Source organism: Caballeronia sordidicola (assembly GCF_001544455.2).
Taxonomy (GTDB): Bacteria; Pseudomonadota; Gammaproteobacteria; order Burkholderiales; family Burkholderiaceae; genus Caballeronia; species Caballeronia sordidicola.
Map to the genome: position 1 here is coordinate 309,543 of NZ_FCOC02000001.1, position 16,679 is coordinate 326,221.

The following is a 16,679-nucleotide window of genomic DNA, read 5'->3' on the forward strand; positions in this document are numbered from 1 at the left end:
TCCGATGACCTGGGATACGTTAAAAACCTATCTGGAGCCACTATCCGAAGGCGCGACGTGGACGCTGGCGCTGTTCTTTGCGTCAGCGCTGCTTGCGGTCGCCGTCGGGCTTCTGGTCTGTTTCGCCCGCATGTCCGGGCATGCGTGGCTGCGCACGTCGGCGAAGACGTACATCGAAATCGTGCGTGGCACGCCCCTTCTCGTGCAGCTCTTTTTCATCTATTACGGCTTGCCCGAACTGGGTATTGTCATGCCCGGTTTTCCCGCCGGTGTACTCGGGCTTACGATCAACTTTGGCGCTTATCTCGCGGAGTTGTTCCGTGGCGGGATTCAGTCCGTGGATAACGGCCAGTTCGAGGCTTCGCGCGCGCTCGGCCTTACGCGCATCCAGCGGCTGCGTGTGATTGTCATGCCGCAAGCGCTGCGCACGATTTTCCCCGCTCTGGGCAATTACGCACTCGTCCTCGTCAAGGACACGTCACTCGTCGCCGTAATCAGCGTGTATGAACTGATGCGCGCTGGTCAGATGCTGGCCGGCGCCACGTTCCGCTCGCTGCTCGTCTATTCGATGGTCGGTGCGATCTACTTTCTGATGTGCAGCGTGCTGTCGTACGTGTTTCGCCGTATTGAGAAGCGCCTGACCGTACCGGGTTACTGGGACGGCGCATCCGAACACAACCCCATCACCAAGATATGAGCGACGCCATGCAAGATCCGATGATCGCGATGAAAGGCGTGTCGAAATGGTATGGCGACTTCAAGGTGCTGAACGGGGTCGACCTGCATGTGCAGCCGGGCGAAAAGCTGATCCTTTGCGGACCGTCCGGCTCGGGAAAGTCGACCACCATCCGGCTGCTGAACCGGCTCGAGGAACATCAGGAAGGACAGATCAGGGTGAACGGCATCGAGATGAACGGCGACATCCGCAACATCCAGCGCATTCGCGCCGACGTTGGCATGGTGTTCCAGCACTTCAATTTATTTCCTCACCTGACCGCGCTGCAGAACTGCACGGTGGCGCTGCGGCTCGTCAAGAAGATGCCCGTTCGCGAAGCCGAAGAGCGCGCCATGCGCTATTTCGAGCGCGTTAGAATCGCGCAGCACGCAGGCAAATACCCAGGCCAGTTGTCGGGTGGCCAAAAGCAGCGTGTAGCGATTGCGCGCAGCCTCTGCATGGAGCCGAAAGTCATGCTGTTCGATGAGCCAACCTCCGCGCTCGATCCGGAAATGGTGAAGGAAGTACTGGACGCCATGGTTCAGTTCGCGCGCGACGGCATGACCATGGTATGCGTCACACACGAAATGGGTTTTGCACGTGAGGTAGGCGACCGCGTTGTCTTCATGGACCGCGGGGAAGTGGTGGAAACGGGCACGCCCGCGGATTTCTTCCGCGCTCCGCAGACACCGCGCGCCCGCGAATTTCTCGGCCAGATCCTGGCATGACCTTGACCACGGAACCAGCATGAGCGAACAGGACAATCCAGAAGATTCGCGTCTTTTTATTACGTCGCTCGCACGCGGATTGCATCTACTGGCAGCCTTCCGGGAAGACCATTCGTCGATGAAACTCGCTGACCTGGCGCTTGCCGCGAACATGAGCAAGAGCGCAGCCCAACGCTTCACGCATACGCTCGTCACGCTCGGCTACCTACGCAAGAACGATGTCAGCAAGGAGTATTCACTCGCGCCGCGCTCGCTGGAAGTTGGGTTGCGTTATCTGCAAACCAGCCAGTTGATCAGTAATGCGAACCCTTATCTGCATTCGTTGAATCGGGCATGTCAGGAAACATGCAGCCTTGCCGAACTCGACGGTCTCGACATGGTGTACGTTTCGCGGTTTCCGGCGCAAAAAGAAATGTTCGTCAACATGCCGATCGGCATGCGGCTGCCGGTCTATTGCACGGCGTCGGGACGCGCCCTGCTTTCACGGCTCGAGCCGGAGCGCGCGTCGGAGATGCTGGCGGCGTGCACGCGGGTCGCCTACACCACGGAGACCATCACCGACCTGGCAAAACTCGAAGCTCTGCTGGCCGAGGCACGCACAAACGGATTCGCCTGGGCGAACGGCGAGTATTACAACGGTGATATCAATGTCAGCGCGGCAATTCTGGCGCCCAACGGCAAACCCGTCGGCTCCGTGAACGTCTCCGCGCCTTCGAGCCGCTGGACCCTGGCAAAAGTCATCGACGAGATTGGACCGCAAGTCCTCGAGACTGCCCGCGCAATCGGCGGTTCAAGTACCTCGCGTGCGCGGTGAACGCTGCGGCGGCTATAGCAATTACTCGTACTACAAAATCACCGGACTTCGATGCTGGACTCCGCGAGATCCGTAAAGGCAGCAATCGCTTTCGCGCCTCTTCGCGACCGCAAGCACACAACATAGGAATGCGTGAAGCTCTTGTGATCTGAAATGTGCAGGACGTGAAGATTGTCGTGGGACCGATACTCCGCCTGAGACACGATGCCAATGCCCAGGCCCTCCATCACCGCCTCCCGGACTGCGTCACGCGACACCTCCATGACGATTTTCGGGTTCACGCGATGTTGCGTCAGTTCCTTTTCAAAAGCGGTACGTGTCATCGACCCGCGCTCGCGCATGATCATGCGCTGGCCGTCGAGTTGCGCGAGCTTGATACTGTCAAGGAGCGCCCACGGATGAGAAGAATTCACAAAAACGAGAATCTCGTGAGAACCGAGGTGTCTTGAGTAAAGCCTTGCATCGTTAATGATGCTGCCGGTGATCGCGGCGTCCGTACTTGAATCCAGGATCTTCCTGAGCACGCCATCGGAATTGTCGCTGTCGATGGAAACCTGAACCAGCGGATATCGTTGCGTGAACTTAGCCAGCAATTTCATCACAAAAAACGGGCCAACGGTGCCGATGCGTATCGATCCCGACACCGCTTCGCCAGTCGAACACAGCAGGTCGACCGCTTGTTCCTCCAGTTCGAAAATTTGCCGTGCAACAGCGAACAGCGCCATTCCCGTTTCGCTGAGCTGCAAGCCCTTCGAAGAACGAATGAAAAGTTCGACGCCGTAATTTTCTTCGAGTTGCTTGACCTGGACGGTCAGGGTCGGCTGGCCAATATGAAGCAGCAACGCCGCTCTCGTGAAGCTCATCTCCTGAGCAACAGCGTAAAAAGACCGTAGCTGGTTGAAGTTGACGAAAGCGAGCTTACGCTCGCGCGGCCGTTCGGGCGTCATGCCGGTTCGCACCCCGTATGATTCGCCCCGTTCACGCGGGCTTCGATAGCGCTCAAGATCAGCCCGTCGTCGCGGGCGAGATCCATGAGTACCGTGTAGTGGTTGCTGGCGGCGAGCAACGTGACCGTGGTTTCCAGCCCGTGTGAATCGCGGGAGGCCGCAAAGCGCTTGGTCTGCGAGTCGATAAACCCGGCCGTCTCCTCTGCCCCCACGCCGACAATCATCCAGCCCTCGAAAGGCTGCAATGCGATCGGGCTGAGCGTTTCGACATCGGCCGATGCCAACCCTATGTGTGAAGCAAGGCTTGTTTTCATCAAAGGCTCAAGGTCGAAGATCCCACTGATGCAAGCACATCCCGCGACGGGCGAAGCATCGCGGGCCGAGCTTTCGAACAACGTCGCAGCCAGCGCGGCAAGGTGTCCGCCCGCGGAATGTCCCGCCAGCACGATCGAGGAAAAACGCGGCAACCGTAGCCGCCCTGCGTCGTTCAACCAGCGAAGCGCACGGTCGATGCTTGCCGCAATGCCCGGCAAGGCCGTTTCAGGCGCAAGCGGATAATTCAACACCGCGACAGAATAACCCAGCTTGGTGAACGGCCCGGCGACGAACGAGAAAGAACGTTTGTCCATGCTACGCCAGTAACCGCCGTGAATGAAAACGAGCAAGGGAGCGCCGGGTCGGCCTCCGAACAAATCCACCCTTTCCAGTTCGTGGCCGCCATAGGGTACGTCGAGCGTGCACGCGTGCGTGTCGCGAACATCCGCACTCAAGCGGTCGATCGCGTCATACACTCGTTGCCTCTCGGGATAGCGCGCGGAGAAGAAATATTGCGACTCGATTTCGGGATCTACAGCAGGATCCGTCGTCACGTGAACGACACCACGCTTCTGAGCGACTCGCCCGAAACCATCAGTTCAAAGCCGCGGTTGATCTGCTCGAATGGCAGGCGACGGGTGACGAGACGGTCGATGTCGATATGCCCGTCCATGTATAGATCGACAATGCGTCCAAGGCCCGTGCGCCCGCGCACGCCGCCAAAATAACTGCCCTTCACGGTGCGCCCATAGCGCACCGCAACCGGTGGCACCTGCATCAGCGCGTCGCGCGGTTCCACGCCGAGCAGCACGCACGTACCCCATCCGGCATGGCAACAATCGAGCGCCTGGCGCATCACGGCCACATGACCCGTGCATTCAAAAGCGACGTCGGCGCCACCGTCGCACACATCGCGGATTTCTTCGAGAACCCGTCCCGCGCTGGCATCGACGTAATGCGTCATTCCAAGCTCCCGCGCTATTTGCGCTTTCGACGCATGCAGGTCCACGCCGATGATTGCATGTGCCCCTGCAATGCGCGCACCCTGCACGATATTCACGCCGATACCGCCCAGGCCGAACACCACCACGTTGTCGCCCTCGCGGACGTCGGCGAGCGCAGCGCCAACGCCCGTGGTTACGCCACAACCCAGCAGGCAGACGGTGTCAAGCGGCGCGTCCTCGCGGATTCTGCACAGTGCGATCTCGGGCACCACCGTGTAGCGCGAGAACGTCGACGTTCCCATGAAATGGTGCAACGGCTCGCCTTGCCATCGAAAGCGCGGCGAGCCGTCGGGCATGACGCCACGGTCGCGCGTGGACTTGATCGACCAGCACAGGTTCGTGCGCCGACTCAGGCACATCTTGCAGACGCCGCATTCCGGACCATAGAGCGGGATCACGTGATCGCCTGGACGCAGCGTGCTGACGCCCGGCCCCGTTTCGATCACCCGTCCCGCGCCTTCATGTCCCAGCACAGCCGGATATACGCAACTCGAATTGCTGCCTTCGATTGCAGTGAGGTCCGTGTGGCACAAGCCACTCGCCGCTATTTCAACCAGCACTTCGCCCGCTCCTGGACCATCGACCAGGATTTCATCGATGACAAAAGGCAAATGAGGGGCCACGCAAATTGCGGCAAGACTTTTTATCATGGATCTCTAGAGGGAAATGTCACGCTGAAACGGTCTTGGCCGCCTTCGCTTTCGGCGCAGGAAGCGTCGACGGATCGATGCCGGCGCGAGACTGAATCAGCTTCTGGGCCGAGCGCACGTCGCGTCCGCAATCCACCCCGATCACGCCGCGCAGCACATCGCCTTCGAGGTAATAGATCACAAACGAACCGCAGTCGGGATTGCCTCGCAACACGGGCGTGAAGCGGTCGGACGGTTCGCCCGCCAACTGGATGTTGCGCCCGAACTGATCCGTCCAGAACCAGGGAACATCGCGTGGGCGCGCCGGCACGCCGCACAGCACCGCTGCTACCCTGCCAGCATCGTCTTCGGCCTTGCGCCACGATTCGATCCGCGATGTCGGCTGCGCTTGCGTGGCGCGCAGTCGCGCAACATCGCCAATGGCAAAGATGCGTGGATCTTCCGTGCGGCAATCTTCGTCGACGAGCACGCCGTCCTCTACATCCAGACCCGCGAGCGCCGCAAGTTCATCATTTGGCTGAGCACCGATTCCGACCACGATCGCGTCGGCGGCAATCGCGGCGCCCTGCTCCATCTCGATTCCATTCGCGCGCAGCCGCGCGGCGCGGCTATCGAACCGAAGATCGACTCCATGGGACGCGTGAAGCCACGTCATCCAATATGCGAAATCGGCGGGCAGCAAGCGCATGAGCGGACGCGGCGCTGCTTCGATCACCGTCACGCGCGCGCCCTTTTGCAACGCGCTGGACGCAACTTCCAGTCCGATAAAACCCGCGCCGAGCACAGCGATTCGCGCGTTGCGGCGCAGGCGAGGCGCGAGCGCGGCGGCATCTGCGAGCGTGCGAAGCGTATGCACCGGCGCGCCTGCTTCAATGCGGCCCGGGAAAGTCCGCGCTCGCGCGCCGGTTGCGAGAATCAGCGTGTCGTATGGAATGCTTTCGCCGCCGTCGAGCCGGGCCACACCGCGTCCACGATCGATTTCGACAACCGCATCGCCGGATTTCAACTGCACGTCAATGGCATCCCAGCCACCTGCGGCAACGAGATGCGTCGATTGCGGCTGCGCCACGCCGGTCAGCACGTCTTTCGATAAAGGCGGGCGCTCATAAGGCGGATGCGTTTCGTCGCCAAGAAGCGTGATGCGCCCGGCAAAACCGTGCTGGCGAAGATTGATCGCGGCGCGGCCGCCCGCGTGTCCCGCACCGACTATCACGACCGCCTGCGATGTCCCATCCGTCATGCCGGACCGCCTGTGGACGACTGCCGTGCAAAACGCCTGCGGGCCAGGATTTCCCGGATGATCTGCGTATGCACTTCAACGTAGCCGTTCGCCACGCAATTCAGATGCGGGCGCATTTCCTTGTGCAAGCGCGCCAGCGCATGAAACGGCACCGACGACGCCACATGATGTTCGGCGTGAAACGGCATGTTCCAGTACAGCGTCCGGAAAACCGGATTGGCGAGCGTGGTGCGGGTGTTCGCCAGCAGGTCCGGACTTTCTTCTGCGCCGGTGTGTTCGGCCATGCGGATTGCGCGCAACACCGGTTCGCCGACAAAGCGCGGCAGAAGCCAGTAGATCACCGCGGCCCACGAATGAAGCGCGATAGAAATCATGGCCACGGCAACATACAAAGCCAGCGTAAGGACGATCTCGCGGCGCACGCGGCGAATATCGCTTTCGGGAATGAAGCTGAGTTCCACTGGCGAAAACCGGCCAGTCAAACCGCGCCAGTATGTTCCGATCATCTTCGGCCAGAACGACACGCCAAGGATCAGCAGGACATACTCGCGCAGCGTGGACGGAAACGGCACGATATCCGGGTCCAGATGTTCGTGCTGCGTGTAGGTATGGTGCGCCGTATGACGATATTTGAAATACAGGAACGGCCTCATGCTGACCACCGCGGCGAACATGCCGACCGTCGTATTCAGCCAGCGCGAGCGAAACGCGGTGCCGTGCGAGCATTCATGCAAGGGCGCGAACAGAAGGACGATGATCGCGCCGTGCAGCAAGGTTGCAGGAATGATCCACAGCGTTCCCATCGACAGGTAAATCATGCTGCCTGTCAGAAGCAACGCGCCAATGTGAGCCGCAAGATGCAGCAAGCCGGGAACGTTGCTGCGTTCGCGCAGCACCTTAAGGCTTTTCTTCGGCACCATCGCGCCGCCAGTGAGCGGCCATTCCTCGCTGCCCAGTCTGCTTGCGTTCAATCCATCGTTTGTCATTCGTCCACCTGCGAGACACTTGATTTCACTTTCGCCGGACGCTTGTATCGCGCCCGGCGCCATTGATGTCATCGTAGGGATTCGCTTGACCTCTGACCAATTCATTGTTTGAACGCGTCCATTCATGAAGCCTTAAGAGGGACCGGACGCGTCAATGCGCGCCGCGCGCGGCTCAAATCGCGTTCACGGCGCTCACGGCGCAGTGCGCGATGGCTTCGGCATCGAAATCGGCACGCGCGAAATGGCCGGTGACGCGGCCCCGGCTCATGACCACGATCCGGTCGCACAAAGCCATCAATTCCGGCAATTCGCTCGATACCAGCAAGATGCCCTTGCCTTCGTCGGTCACCGATTGCAGCGCTTCCCAGATCTGCGGCTTGCCGCCCACATCCACTCCGCGCGTGGGCTCTTCTACGACAAACAGCCGGGCGTCCCGTGCCAGCCACTTTCCAAGCACGACTTTCTGCTGATTGCCGCCCGACAGATTGACCACGCCGCGATTCGGGTCTCGTGCCTTGATCGCAAGCCGCTCGATCAGGCCGCGGCTGAGCAGGTCGCGCCGGCGCCTCGACACCAGCCCCGCGCGGGTGATCCGGCGCAACGTGGTGAGCGCGAGATTGTCATGCACGGACATGGCGGGAACCAGGCCTTCGGCCTTGCGGTCCGCCGGCAGGTATGCCAGTCCGCAAGCGATCGCGCGCCTCGGCGTGGTTAGCCGTCGCATGACGCCGCCAATCCGGATTTCGCCCTTGTCCACGCGCTGCAATCCAAACAGCGCACGAATCACCGATTCGCGTTCGCAGCCGAGCAGCCCCGCGATCCCGACAATCTCGCCCTCGCGCAAATCGAGCGACACATCGCTGAATCGTCCTTTCGCGCCCAGTCCATCCACTTCTAGCAACAATGCGCCGGGCGCGTTCGCGCGGCGCGGCGCAAAGCGTTCGCCGAGTTCGCGGCCTACCATTGCCTGCACGAGTTGTTCGGGCGTCGTGCCGTGCGCGCCAAAGTGCGCGACCGATTTTCCGTCACGCAGCACCGTGATTCTGTCGGCCACGCGCAGCACTTCTTCCAGCCGATGCGACACGTACACAATCCCGAGCCCCGCCGAGCGCAGGCGATCCAGCATGGCAAGCAGCGTATCGACATGCTCGCTCGTAAGCGAAGCGGTGGGTTCGTCGAGGATCAGGACACGCGGTTTGGACGCCAGCGCCTTGCAGATCTCCACGAGTTGCTGCTGGCTCAATCCGAGCGACGACACTTGCGCACGGCAGTCGATGGCAACATGCATTGCGCTCAACAACTGTCTTGCGCGCTCTTCCATCTGCGCGGTGTCGATATTGCCAAGCCGTGACCGCGGTTCGTTGCCAAGAAAGATGTTCTCCGCAACCGTCATGTTCGGGCACAACGCCAGTTCCTGATGAACGAGCACGACGCCATGGCCGCGCGCTGCCGCAGGGCCATCGAGCGCCAGCGCGGTCCCGTCCAGCCGCATCTCTCCACGGTCGGGACGCTGCAGGCCATTCATGATGGCGAGCAGCGTCGACTTGCCGGCGCCGTTCTCTCCAACCAGCGCATGCACTTCTCCCGCGCGAATGTCGAAGCTGACTTTATCCAGCGCTACAACGCTGCCGAACTGCTTGCAGATGTTCGAGACTTCGAGCAGCGGAGGTTGCGGGGAAATGTCCGATTGCATGAATCAGTGCTCCTGCCCGATCTGATAACGCTCGAGCAATGCCCGATGCTCGTCCATCGAACCGCGCAGGTTCTCGTAGACGCGGCTCCAGAGTCCGAAGAATTCGTCGTACCGTTCGTGAATCCGCGCGTCCGGCTCGATGGTCTCGCGAATCGTGACGATGGTCTTGACCGGCGTCACCGGATCCGGATAGATGCCCGCGCCAACGCCAGCCAGAATCGCATCGCCAAAAGGCGCCGCTTCGCCAATGTCCGGAATCGCCAGCGGAAGGTTGACCACGTTCGCCGTGATCTGCGTCCACAGCCGGCTCTTGGCTGGACCGCCGTTCAGGATCAGGCGATCGAGCTTGACCCCCGCCTGCTGCGCGATCTTCACGTTCGAATACAGGTCGAACGCCACGCCTTCAACCAGCGCGCGAATGAAATGCCCGCGCGTGGTATCCGGGCGCACGCCGAAGAAGTTGCCGCATGCGTTCGAATTCCAGTTGGGCGCGAGCGAGTTGCCGAGATACGGCAGATACAGCAAGCCGTCGGCGCAGGGCGCGATGCGCGCGGCTTCGGCCGTGAACAAGTCGAACACATTCTGTCCAATGCGCTCCGCGAGCCGCCACTCATAGTCGCCAAACTGGTCGCGAAACCACTTGAGCGAGGCGCCGGTGAACGCCATGGGAGCGTCGAACATCGTGAGGCCGGGCAGCACGTGCGGCCACTTCAGAATGCGGAACTCGTCGACGTCCTGCTCCGTCGGAATCATGATGCCGAGATTGGAACCAGTGCCCATCGAGTAATACGCCTGCCCCGCCTCGGTGACGCCTGCACCGAGCGCGGCCGAACTGATGTCCGTACCGCCCGCCACCACGGGCGTGCCCGCACTCAAGCCGGTCTCGGCCGCCGCCTGGCGCGTCACTTCTCCGACCACTTCATGCGAACGATAGATTCGCGGATATTTATCGACAGGAATCCCGATCGCCGCGGCCACGTCTTCATTCCAGCATTCGCGCCGGTAATCGAACGGATAGAACAGGCCCGCGTCACCCGTATTGATCGAGAATGTCCCGGTCATCTTCAACGTGCAATAGCCGGTCGGCGAAACGAACTTGTGCGTTGCGTTGAATATGTGCGGCTCGTGCTTCTTGATCCATAGCGCCTTCGGTTCGATGAACCACGGCGCAATCCGGTTGCCGTTGTTGCGATTGATGGTTTCCTCGCCTACCCGCTCGCGAATGTCGGCGCATTCGCGTTCGGAACGCGCATCCATCCAGATCGGCGCGGGACGCAGCGGCTTGCCGTTCTGATCGACCGGAATCGTCACGCCAACAAGGCCCGACATGGCCACGCCACGAATGGCGTTGGCAAACGCGCCCTGCTCCAGGCACGCGCGAATCGAGGCAGTTACCGCGCCCCAGTAGTTGTCGGCGTCCTGTTCGGCCCATCCTGGCCGCGGATGAAATAGCGGGTGTTCGCGCGAAGCATGCGCGACGATCTTGCCCGTGTCTGTATCCAGGATCGTTGCCTTGACGTTGGTCGTGCCAATGTCGACACCGAGAGTAAGGTTCGCCGCCATCTTCGTCTCCTTGGGTTTTTATGGAAATCAGCGTTACCGGCCGAGGCGCGCGTTCAGCGCACGCCGCGCCGCAGCCATTGCACCAGCGCCACCGCCGCAATCAGCACGCCGCCCACGATCAGGTTCTGGTACCACGCGCCCACGCCCCACATGTTCAGCAGGCTCAGGCCGATCGCGAAGATGAGACCGCCGCACAACGTGCGAAACGGCGAGCCGTAGCCGCCCGCGAGACTCGTACCGCCGAGCACGGCGATCGCGATCGCGTTGAGTTCGTACCCGTTGGCAAGCGGTGCGTCGACCGACATCAGCCGCGATGTGAACAGAACACCCGCGCAGGCGGCGCACAGGCCGCTCGCCACATACACCAGCACGATCCAGCCGCGCACATTGATGCCGGCAAAGCGCGCTGTTTTCTCGTCGCCACCTATTGCGTAGATGCGCTTGCCGATCACATGCATGTGAAGCAGCCATGCAAGCGCCAGAAAGAGCGCAAGATAAGCGACAGTACCCAGTGGAATACCCAGAAGATGCGCCTCGCCGAGCCATTGATACGCGTCCGAGCGCACATAAAACGCGTGCCCGTTGGTGAGCGTGTAACTCAGCCCGCGCAGCGCACTCAAGGTGACGAGGGTCATGACAAACGGCGCGACCCGCCCATAAGCGACACCCACCCCATTGACGAGCCCAGCGAGCGCGCCCAGCAACAGTGTGAGTCCGATCAGCGGCAGTGCGGGCCCTACATACGTGCCGCCACGGGCGATCATGCGGACATCGAAGAGCGAACCGATCAGCGACATCAACTGGATTGCGCCGATCACGCTGAAAATCATCACGGCCGCCACCGATAAATCGATGCGCCCGGTCAGCAGCACGAGCGTCATGCCCATCGCGAGAAAGCCGAATACGGCGATATCGCGCATCAGCGTATCGAGGTTTGCGGAGCTGAAAAAATATTCCGATGTGAAATACGCGAGCGCGAGCAAACCGGCGAGCAGCCAGATCAACGGTTGCGCGATAACGGCGCGCACGGTCTGCCTCACCGGCAAACTGACGAAGCGGCGGGCGGCGCCGCGTTCGGTATCGGAGACGCTGCTCATGCTTCACGCTCCTTGCGCTGCAGGCTGTCGGGGAGCACGACGGCAAGAATGACGCCGGCTGTCACGATCTGCTGCAAGTAGCTGCTCATGCCGAGCATGTTGAGCGCATTGTTCATGGCGCCAATAATCAACGCCGCGACAACCATGCCGCCTATCGTGCCGCGGCCGCCGGCAAGCGACACGCCTCCAAGCGTCGCGACCGCGATCACACTCAGTTCGATGCCGCCGAACGCCGCCGGATCAATATACGAAAGCCGCGCGCTTTCGAGCATGCCCGCGAGCGCCGCGGCAGCGCCGCTCAGCGCGAAAACGAGCAGCTTGATCCCGCCTACGTTCACGCCTGAAAGCGCCGCCGCACGAGGATTGCCGCCAGCGGCATAGAGAGCGCGTCCAAAAACCGTATGGCGCGTGGCCACCAGCGCAAGCACGATTGCCACGATCAGAATAATGACCGGCACGGGAACGCCCGCAATGTAGCCGCGTCCGAGCCATATGAAACCGTCGAGCTTCGATGGGAAGATAGCCTGTCCGCCGGACAGCAGGTTGGCGAGCGCCCGGGAAATGCCGAGCGAACCGAGCGTGACAATAAGCGACGGCACCCGCAATACGGTGACGCACAGCCCATTAATCAGGCCGAGTCCAACGCCGGTCAACAGCGTCGCCGCAAGCACGGCGGCCACCGATCCTCCCGGCACGAACTGGCCGCCCACGACGCCTGCCAGCACTGCGACGCCACCGACCGACAAATCGATCTCACCGGCGAGCAGCACCAGCGTCATTCCGAGTCCCATCACACCTACCGTCGATACCGCCAGCAGCACGACCCGCAGGTTGTCGCTGCTGACAAAATGCGGATTGATCAGATATCCAGCGAGCACGAGCAGCGCGAGCAGTCCGAGCCGCGGCACCGCGGGCGCGATCGCATGGCCGCCATGGCGCCGCCTGAACGATGAGGCCGCAGCCGGGACAGTGGGCTGATTCATTGTTTGTCTCCTGCAATTGCCCGCAATATGCGCGCGGTAATCGCGCCATATACGCCCGGTTCACCGTGGCGCATAGGGCGAACGCTGCTATAAGTCAGGTACTCATTTCCCGGGGCCGTAGCCATAGGGCCATTCGTCCGGCGTCACCGTTTCAATGCCGCCAATCTTCATCTTCGTCCTGGTAATCATGGGAAGATTGGGAGTGAGCACCAGCTTGGGCGGCGCCTGCTTGATCAAGCCTTCCTTGAAGCCTATGTGTTCGAGTACGACGCGCACGCCCACATCGCCAATAAGCGGCGTGTAGGGCGCCACCATATCGATATTGCCGTCCTTCACTTCCTTGAGGACTTCGTTGGCGTCGTCGTCCGCGAGAATCACGAGTTTCTTGCCGCCCGGTCCACTGTTGAGCCGCTTGGCTTCGCGGATTGCATCGAGGGCGCCCATGGCTTCCTCGCCGCCCGCGTTGAACACCACGGAAATATTCTTGTACGCCTGCAGCGCGTCGGCCGTCGCCTTGAACGCGAGCGTGCGGTCGCTGTTCACCTGATAAGAGGCGAGAATGTGATAACCGTTACTCTTGCCAATGGTTTGCAGGAACGCACCCGAACGGATTGCGTCGGCCGTGCTGCCGAGATCCTTCCGGTTCATGATGAGGTTGCCCTGTCCGCCCGTCGCCTGCTGAAGATAGATGCCCTGCTGCACGCCGTTCGCGTAGAAGTTACCCATCACTTCAGAACTGATCTTGGTCGACGATGTCCTCCGGTCCACGCTGACCACCGGAATACCCGCAGCGATCGCGCGGTCTACGGGCGGTCCCATCGGCGCTTCACGATTGGGCCATAGCACGATGCCGTCGTATTTTTTCGCGATCCATCCGTCGATGACCTGGGACATGCGGTTATCGTCGAATTGTGCGTCGACAATATCGATCTGCACGTTCGGATGACGCGCGGCTTCCCATGCAGCGGTGTCCGCCAGGCTCATCAGCCAGGGGTTGTTGAAGCCGTGAAACACAAAGCCAATGCGATAGGTCTTCTTGGGATTGAGAACCGGGCCGTCGGGCAACGGCACATAATCCGTGAACGGCGCCTTGATCTTGACCTTGCTGTAGTGGCCCGTGAAGGTCGCGCCCATCCCGACCTTCCAAACATAACCGAGGGCGAGATTGCCCACCGGATAGTCGGCCAGATAGTCGGAGAAACCGTCTTTGTCGAACAGTTTCTTGACGTCGGGGTTCGTCATCGACGCGCCTGTCACGCCGCCATATTGCTTGATGATCCCGTTTAACTGCGTGTGGACGGATTCCTGCGCATCTGCGCTCACGCTGGCAAACGACACGCACGCATACCCAGCCAGCGCCGCAGCCATGCGCAAGGCGCTTTTCTTATAGCCAATCATTGTTGTGCTCCTCCATGCTTCGATGGAATGCCGCCAGGTCGGCGGTCTGTCTATTTATGGCAATTCATTTGCTGCACTAACCACCTCTATTAACTTAGCGATCCTCCTTTATTTCTATTTCAGCGAAAACATTTCCATTTTCCAGCCGCGTCGCAAACGTCTTCAGGTTCTCGGTCACGGGCGGTGACATCGCCCGTCCGGTGGGGATGTGAAACAGTCCCTGGTGCAATGGACATTCAACCGTTTCGCCGTCTATGTACCCGTCGGACAGATGAGCGTAAGCGTGGGTGCAGATATCGCTCGTTGCATGGAATGTCCCCCCGACGTTAAAGACCGCTATACAGGTTCCGGCTGCGTCGCACCGTTGCACGTCGCCTTCTTCGATATCTTCCGCGCGCGCAACCTTGATCCATTGCGTCATTTTTCCTGCTTGCAAACAGCCTCCTTATGGCTCGTATGGCTCGGCTTCGTGTTTAAACGATGCTAGTTGCGCGCGTAAGCTTGAGAAAATTCATTATTTGAATGAGCCCATTGACGATCAGCAGGCACGTCGGCGAGCCCTTTGGCATGGAGCGGCCACGCACAATCAGCCAAGGACCATTGGGACAAACACTCTGGTCCGGCGATTAACAGGTCGAGCTAACCGGCGCAGCCAGCCCGGGGCAAAAACGCGGAGATGAAGATGAACGAGGTGTTTCGGAGAGGAAGGCAGATGGATGGAACTACGTCGGGACGACGACAAGCAACACCGGAATCACACGATTCGGATTGGAGTACGAGCTGGGTATTTGCGCGTTGCGGAATTTGCCGGAACAGGCGGATTCACCGATAGCAGAAAAAGATAAAGCCTTGATTTCTCAAGGCTTTTCGAACTTCTTTGACTGTCTGCGGCCCACTAGGTGGTGGAGGTAAGCGGGATCGAACCGCTGACCTCTTGCATGCCATGCAAGCGCTCTCCCAGCTGAGCTATACCCCCTTGCAGAACAGAAACGAGATTTTAAAGGGCGCTTTTGAAGTTGTAAATACCTTTTGCCGCCGCTTCTAAAAATAAATGGTCTTCAGGGTGCGAGCCGGTCGCCTTTGCTATGCACGCCGTGTTGCCAACCCGAGCGCCTCCCTGGTTCACGCAATGCCTTTCTCCAACCGCGCCAGCACCGTTTCCCGCCCGAACAACATCAACACGGCGTCGATAGAAGGCGTATGCGTGGTGCCGGCCACGAGCAGACGCACCGGCATGGCCAGATGCGGCATCTTGAGCTTGTGGCTTGTCAGCGTGGCCTTGAACGCCGCCGAAATTGCTTCCTTGCTCCATTCGGCTTCGCTCAGCGCTTGTCGCAGATCGGCCAGCGCCGGACGTACGGCTTCAGTGACGTGCTGCGCGAGTGCGGCCGGGTCGATCACCGGTTCGCGATAGAACATGGCGGCGTTGTCGGCAATTTCCTTTACCGTCGAGGCGCGATCTTTCAACAAGCCGATCACCAGTTCCAGCGGCGGCCCTTGCTCGACCATGGCGGCGTCGATACCCAATTCGAGCAGGAACGGCTTCGTGAGCATCTCGAGCCGCGCATTGTCGGCTTCCTTGATGTAGTGCGCATTCAGCCAGTTCAAACGGTCCGGATCGTATTGCGCCGGCGACTTGCCCAGATGGTCGAGATCGAACCACTCCACGAACTGTTCACGCGAAAATATTTCCGCGTCGCCATGCGACCAGCCAAGTCGCGCCAGATAGTTCAGCACCGCTTCCGGCAAGTATCCGCTGTCGCGATACCCCGTCACGCTCATCGCGCCGTGGCGCTTGCTCATCTTCTCTCCTTGCTCGTTGAGCACGGTCGGCAAATGAGCATATACGGGCACGTCGCCATCCAGCGCGCGCAGGATGTTGATCTGGCGCGGCGTATTGTTCACGTGATCGTCGCCGCGAATCACGTGGGTGATCTTCATGTCGAGGTCATCCACGACCACGCAGAAATTGTACGTGGGCGTGCCGTCCGGGCGCGCGATCACCAGATCGTCGAGTTCGTCGTTCGAAATTTCGATGGTGCCCTTCACCGCATCATCCCAGCTGACCACGCCGCCAATCGGGTTCCGGAAGCGAATGACCGGAGACACGCCTTCTGGAACGGGCGGCAACACCTTGCCTTCTTCGGGACGCCACGTACCGTCGTAGCGCGGTTTTTCGCCGGCCGCGCGCTGGCGTTCGCGCAACGCGTCGAGTTCTTCCGTCGACATGTAGCAGGGGTACGCGAGACCCTTGTCGAGCATCTGTTTGAGCACCTCGCGATACCGGTCCATACGCTGCATCTGGTAGATCGGGCCTTCGTCGTAGTCTAGGCCGAGCCATTCCATGCCTTCAAGGATGGCGTCCACGGATGCGTCGGTGGAACGCTCCAGGTCGGTGTCCTCGATGCGCAACACGAAAACGCCCTTCATCTTGCGCGCGAACGCCCACGGGTAAAGCGCGGAGCGAATGTTGCCGAGGTGGATGAAGCCTGTGGGGCTGGGAGCGAAACGGGTACGGACTTGGGTCATGTGCGGTGTGCTCGATA

General features: G+C 60.6%; 15 protein-coding genes and 1 tRNA gene. 3 read left to right on the top strand and 13 right to left on the bottom strand.

The window, feature by feature from the left end:
* The first annotated feature begins 4 nt into the window (after nt 1–4).
* From AWB64_RS01365 to AWB64_RS01375, 3 genes are read left to right on the top strand one after another with little or no spacing between them, the layout of a single operon-like run.
* The gene (locus AWB64_RS01365) at nt 5–697 is read left to right on the top strand and encodes an amino acid ABC transporter permease (protein ID WP_060816826.1); all 693 of its coding nucleotides are present in this window, start codon (nt 5–7) and stop codon (nt 695–697) included.
* Nucleotides 698–705: 8 nt separating this feature from the next.
* On the top strand, nt 706–1,443 hold the full coding sequence (locus AWB64_RS01370; protein ID WP_279616240.1) for an amino acid ABC transporter ATP-binding protein: 738 nt from the start codon (nt 706–708) through the stop codon (nt 1,441–1,443).
* A gap of 19 nt (nt 1,444–1,462) precedes the next feature.
* On the top strand, nt 1,463–2,257 hold the full coding sequence (locus tag AWB64_RS01375) for an IclR family transcriptional regulator (RefSeq protein ID WP_060816828.1): 795 nt from the start codon (nt 1,463–1,465) through the stop codon (nt 2,255–2,257).
* Nucleotides 2,258–2,295: 38 nt separating this feature from the next.
* On the opposite strand, the gene AWB64_RS01380 is transcribed toward AWB64_RS01375, so the two are convergent.
* From AWB64_RS01380 to gltX, 13 genes are all read right to left on the bottom strand, one after another.
* Nucleotides 2,296–3,204 carry a LysR substrate-binding domain-containing protein gene (locus AWB64_RS01380; RefSeq protein ID WP_060816829.1) on the bottom strand — a complete coding sequence of 303 codons (909 nt, stop codon included), beginning with the start codon at nt 3,202–3,204 and terminating at the stop codon, nt 2,296–2,298.
* A complete protein-coding gene (locus AWB64_RS01385; RefSeq protein WP_060816830.1) occupies nt 3,201–4,073 on the bottom strand; it encodes an alpha/beta hydrolase in 873 nt (290 codons plus the stop codon). Before AWB64_RS01385 ends, AWB64_RS01380 begins: the two co-directional genes overlap by 4 nt.
* Nucleotides 4,070–5,170: a zinc-binding dehydrogenase gene (locus AWB64_RS01390; protein WP_060817159.1), complete on the bottom strand. Its 1,101-nt coding sequence runs from the start codon at nt 5,168–5,170 to the stop codon at nt 4,070–4,072. The genes AWB64_RS01385 and AWB64_RS01390 overlap by 4 nt, the downstream gene beginning before the upstream one ends.
* Before the next feature lie 22 nt (nt 5,171–5,192).
* Nucleotides 5,193–6,413 (bottom strand): NAD(P)/FAD-dependent oxidoreductase, encoded by a 1,221-nt coding sequence (locus AWB64_RS01395; protein ID WP_060816831.1) that lies wholly within the window; start codon nt 6,411–6,413, stop codon nt 5,193–5,195.
* Entirely contained in the window at nt 6,410–7,399 is a 990-nt protein-coding gene (locus tag AWB64_RS01400; protein ID WP_157766562.1) for a fatty acid desaturase, read from the bottom strand. The genes AWB64_RS01395 and AWB64_RS01400 overlap by 4 nt, the downstream gene beginning before the upstream one ends.
* Nucleotides 7,400–7,571: 172 nt before the next feature.
* The gene (locus AWB64_RS01405) at nt 7,572–9,092 is read right to left on the bottom strand and encodes a sugar ABC transporter ATP-binding protein (RefSeq protein ID WP_060816833.1); all 1,521 of its coding nucleotides are present in this window, start codon (nt 9,090–9,092) and stop codon (nt 7,572–7,574) included.
* 3 nt (nt 9,093–9,095) lie between these two features.
* Nucleotides 9,096–10,655: a xylulokinase gene (locus AWB64_RS01410; RefSeq protein ID WP_060816834.1), complete on the bottom strand. Its 1,560-nt coding sequence runs from the start codon at nt 10,653–10,655 to the stop codon at nt 9,096–9,098.
* A gap of 53 nt (nt 10,656–10,708) precedes the next feature.
* Nucleotides 10,709–11,752 (bottom strand): ABC transporter permease, encoded by a 1,044-nt coding sequence (locus tag AWB64_RS01415; protein WP_060816835.1) that lies wholly within the window; start codon nt 11,750–11,752, stop codon nt 10,709–10,711.
* On the bottom strand, nt 11,749–12,735 hold the full coding sequence (locus AWB64_RS01420) for an ABC transporter permease (RefSeq protein ID WP_060816836.1): 987 nt from the start codon (nt 12,733–12,735) through the stop codon (nt 11,749–11,751). Before AWB64_RS01420 ends, AWB64_RS01415 begins: the two co-directional genes overlap by 4 nt.
* 102 nt (nt 12,736–12,837) lie before the next feature.
* Entirely contained in the window at nt 12,838–14,133 is a 1,296-nt protein-coding gene (locus AWB64_RS01425) for a sugar ABC transporter substrate-binding protein (RefSeq protein WP_060816837.1), read from the bottom strand.
* Nucleotides 14,134–14,227: 94 nt separating this feature from the next.
* Nucleotides 14,228–14,554, bottom strand: a complete 327-nt coding sequence (locus AWB64_RS01430) for a non-heme iron oxygenase ferredoxin subunit (protein ID WP_060816838.1) — start codon at nt 14,552–14,554, stop codon at nt 14,228–14,230.
* A 479-nt stretch (nt 14,555–15,033) separates the two neighbouring features.
* Nucleotides 15,034–15,109, bottom strand: a tRNA-Ala gene (locus AWB64_RS01435).
* Nucleotides 15,110–15,255: 146 nt separating this feature from the next.
* Nucleotides 15,256–16,662, bottom strand: coding sequence for a glutamate--tRNA ligase (gene gltX, locus AWB64_RS01440; RefSeq protein WP_060816839.1), 1,407 nt, complete (start codon nt 16,660–16,662; stop codon nt 15,256–15,258).
* Between the last annotated feature and the right edge of the window lie 17 nt (nt 16,663–16,679).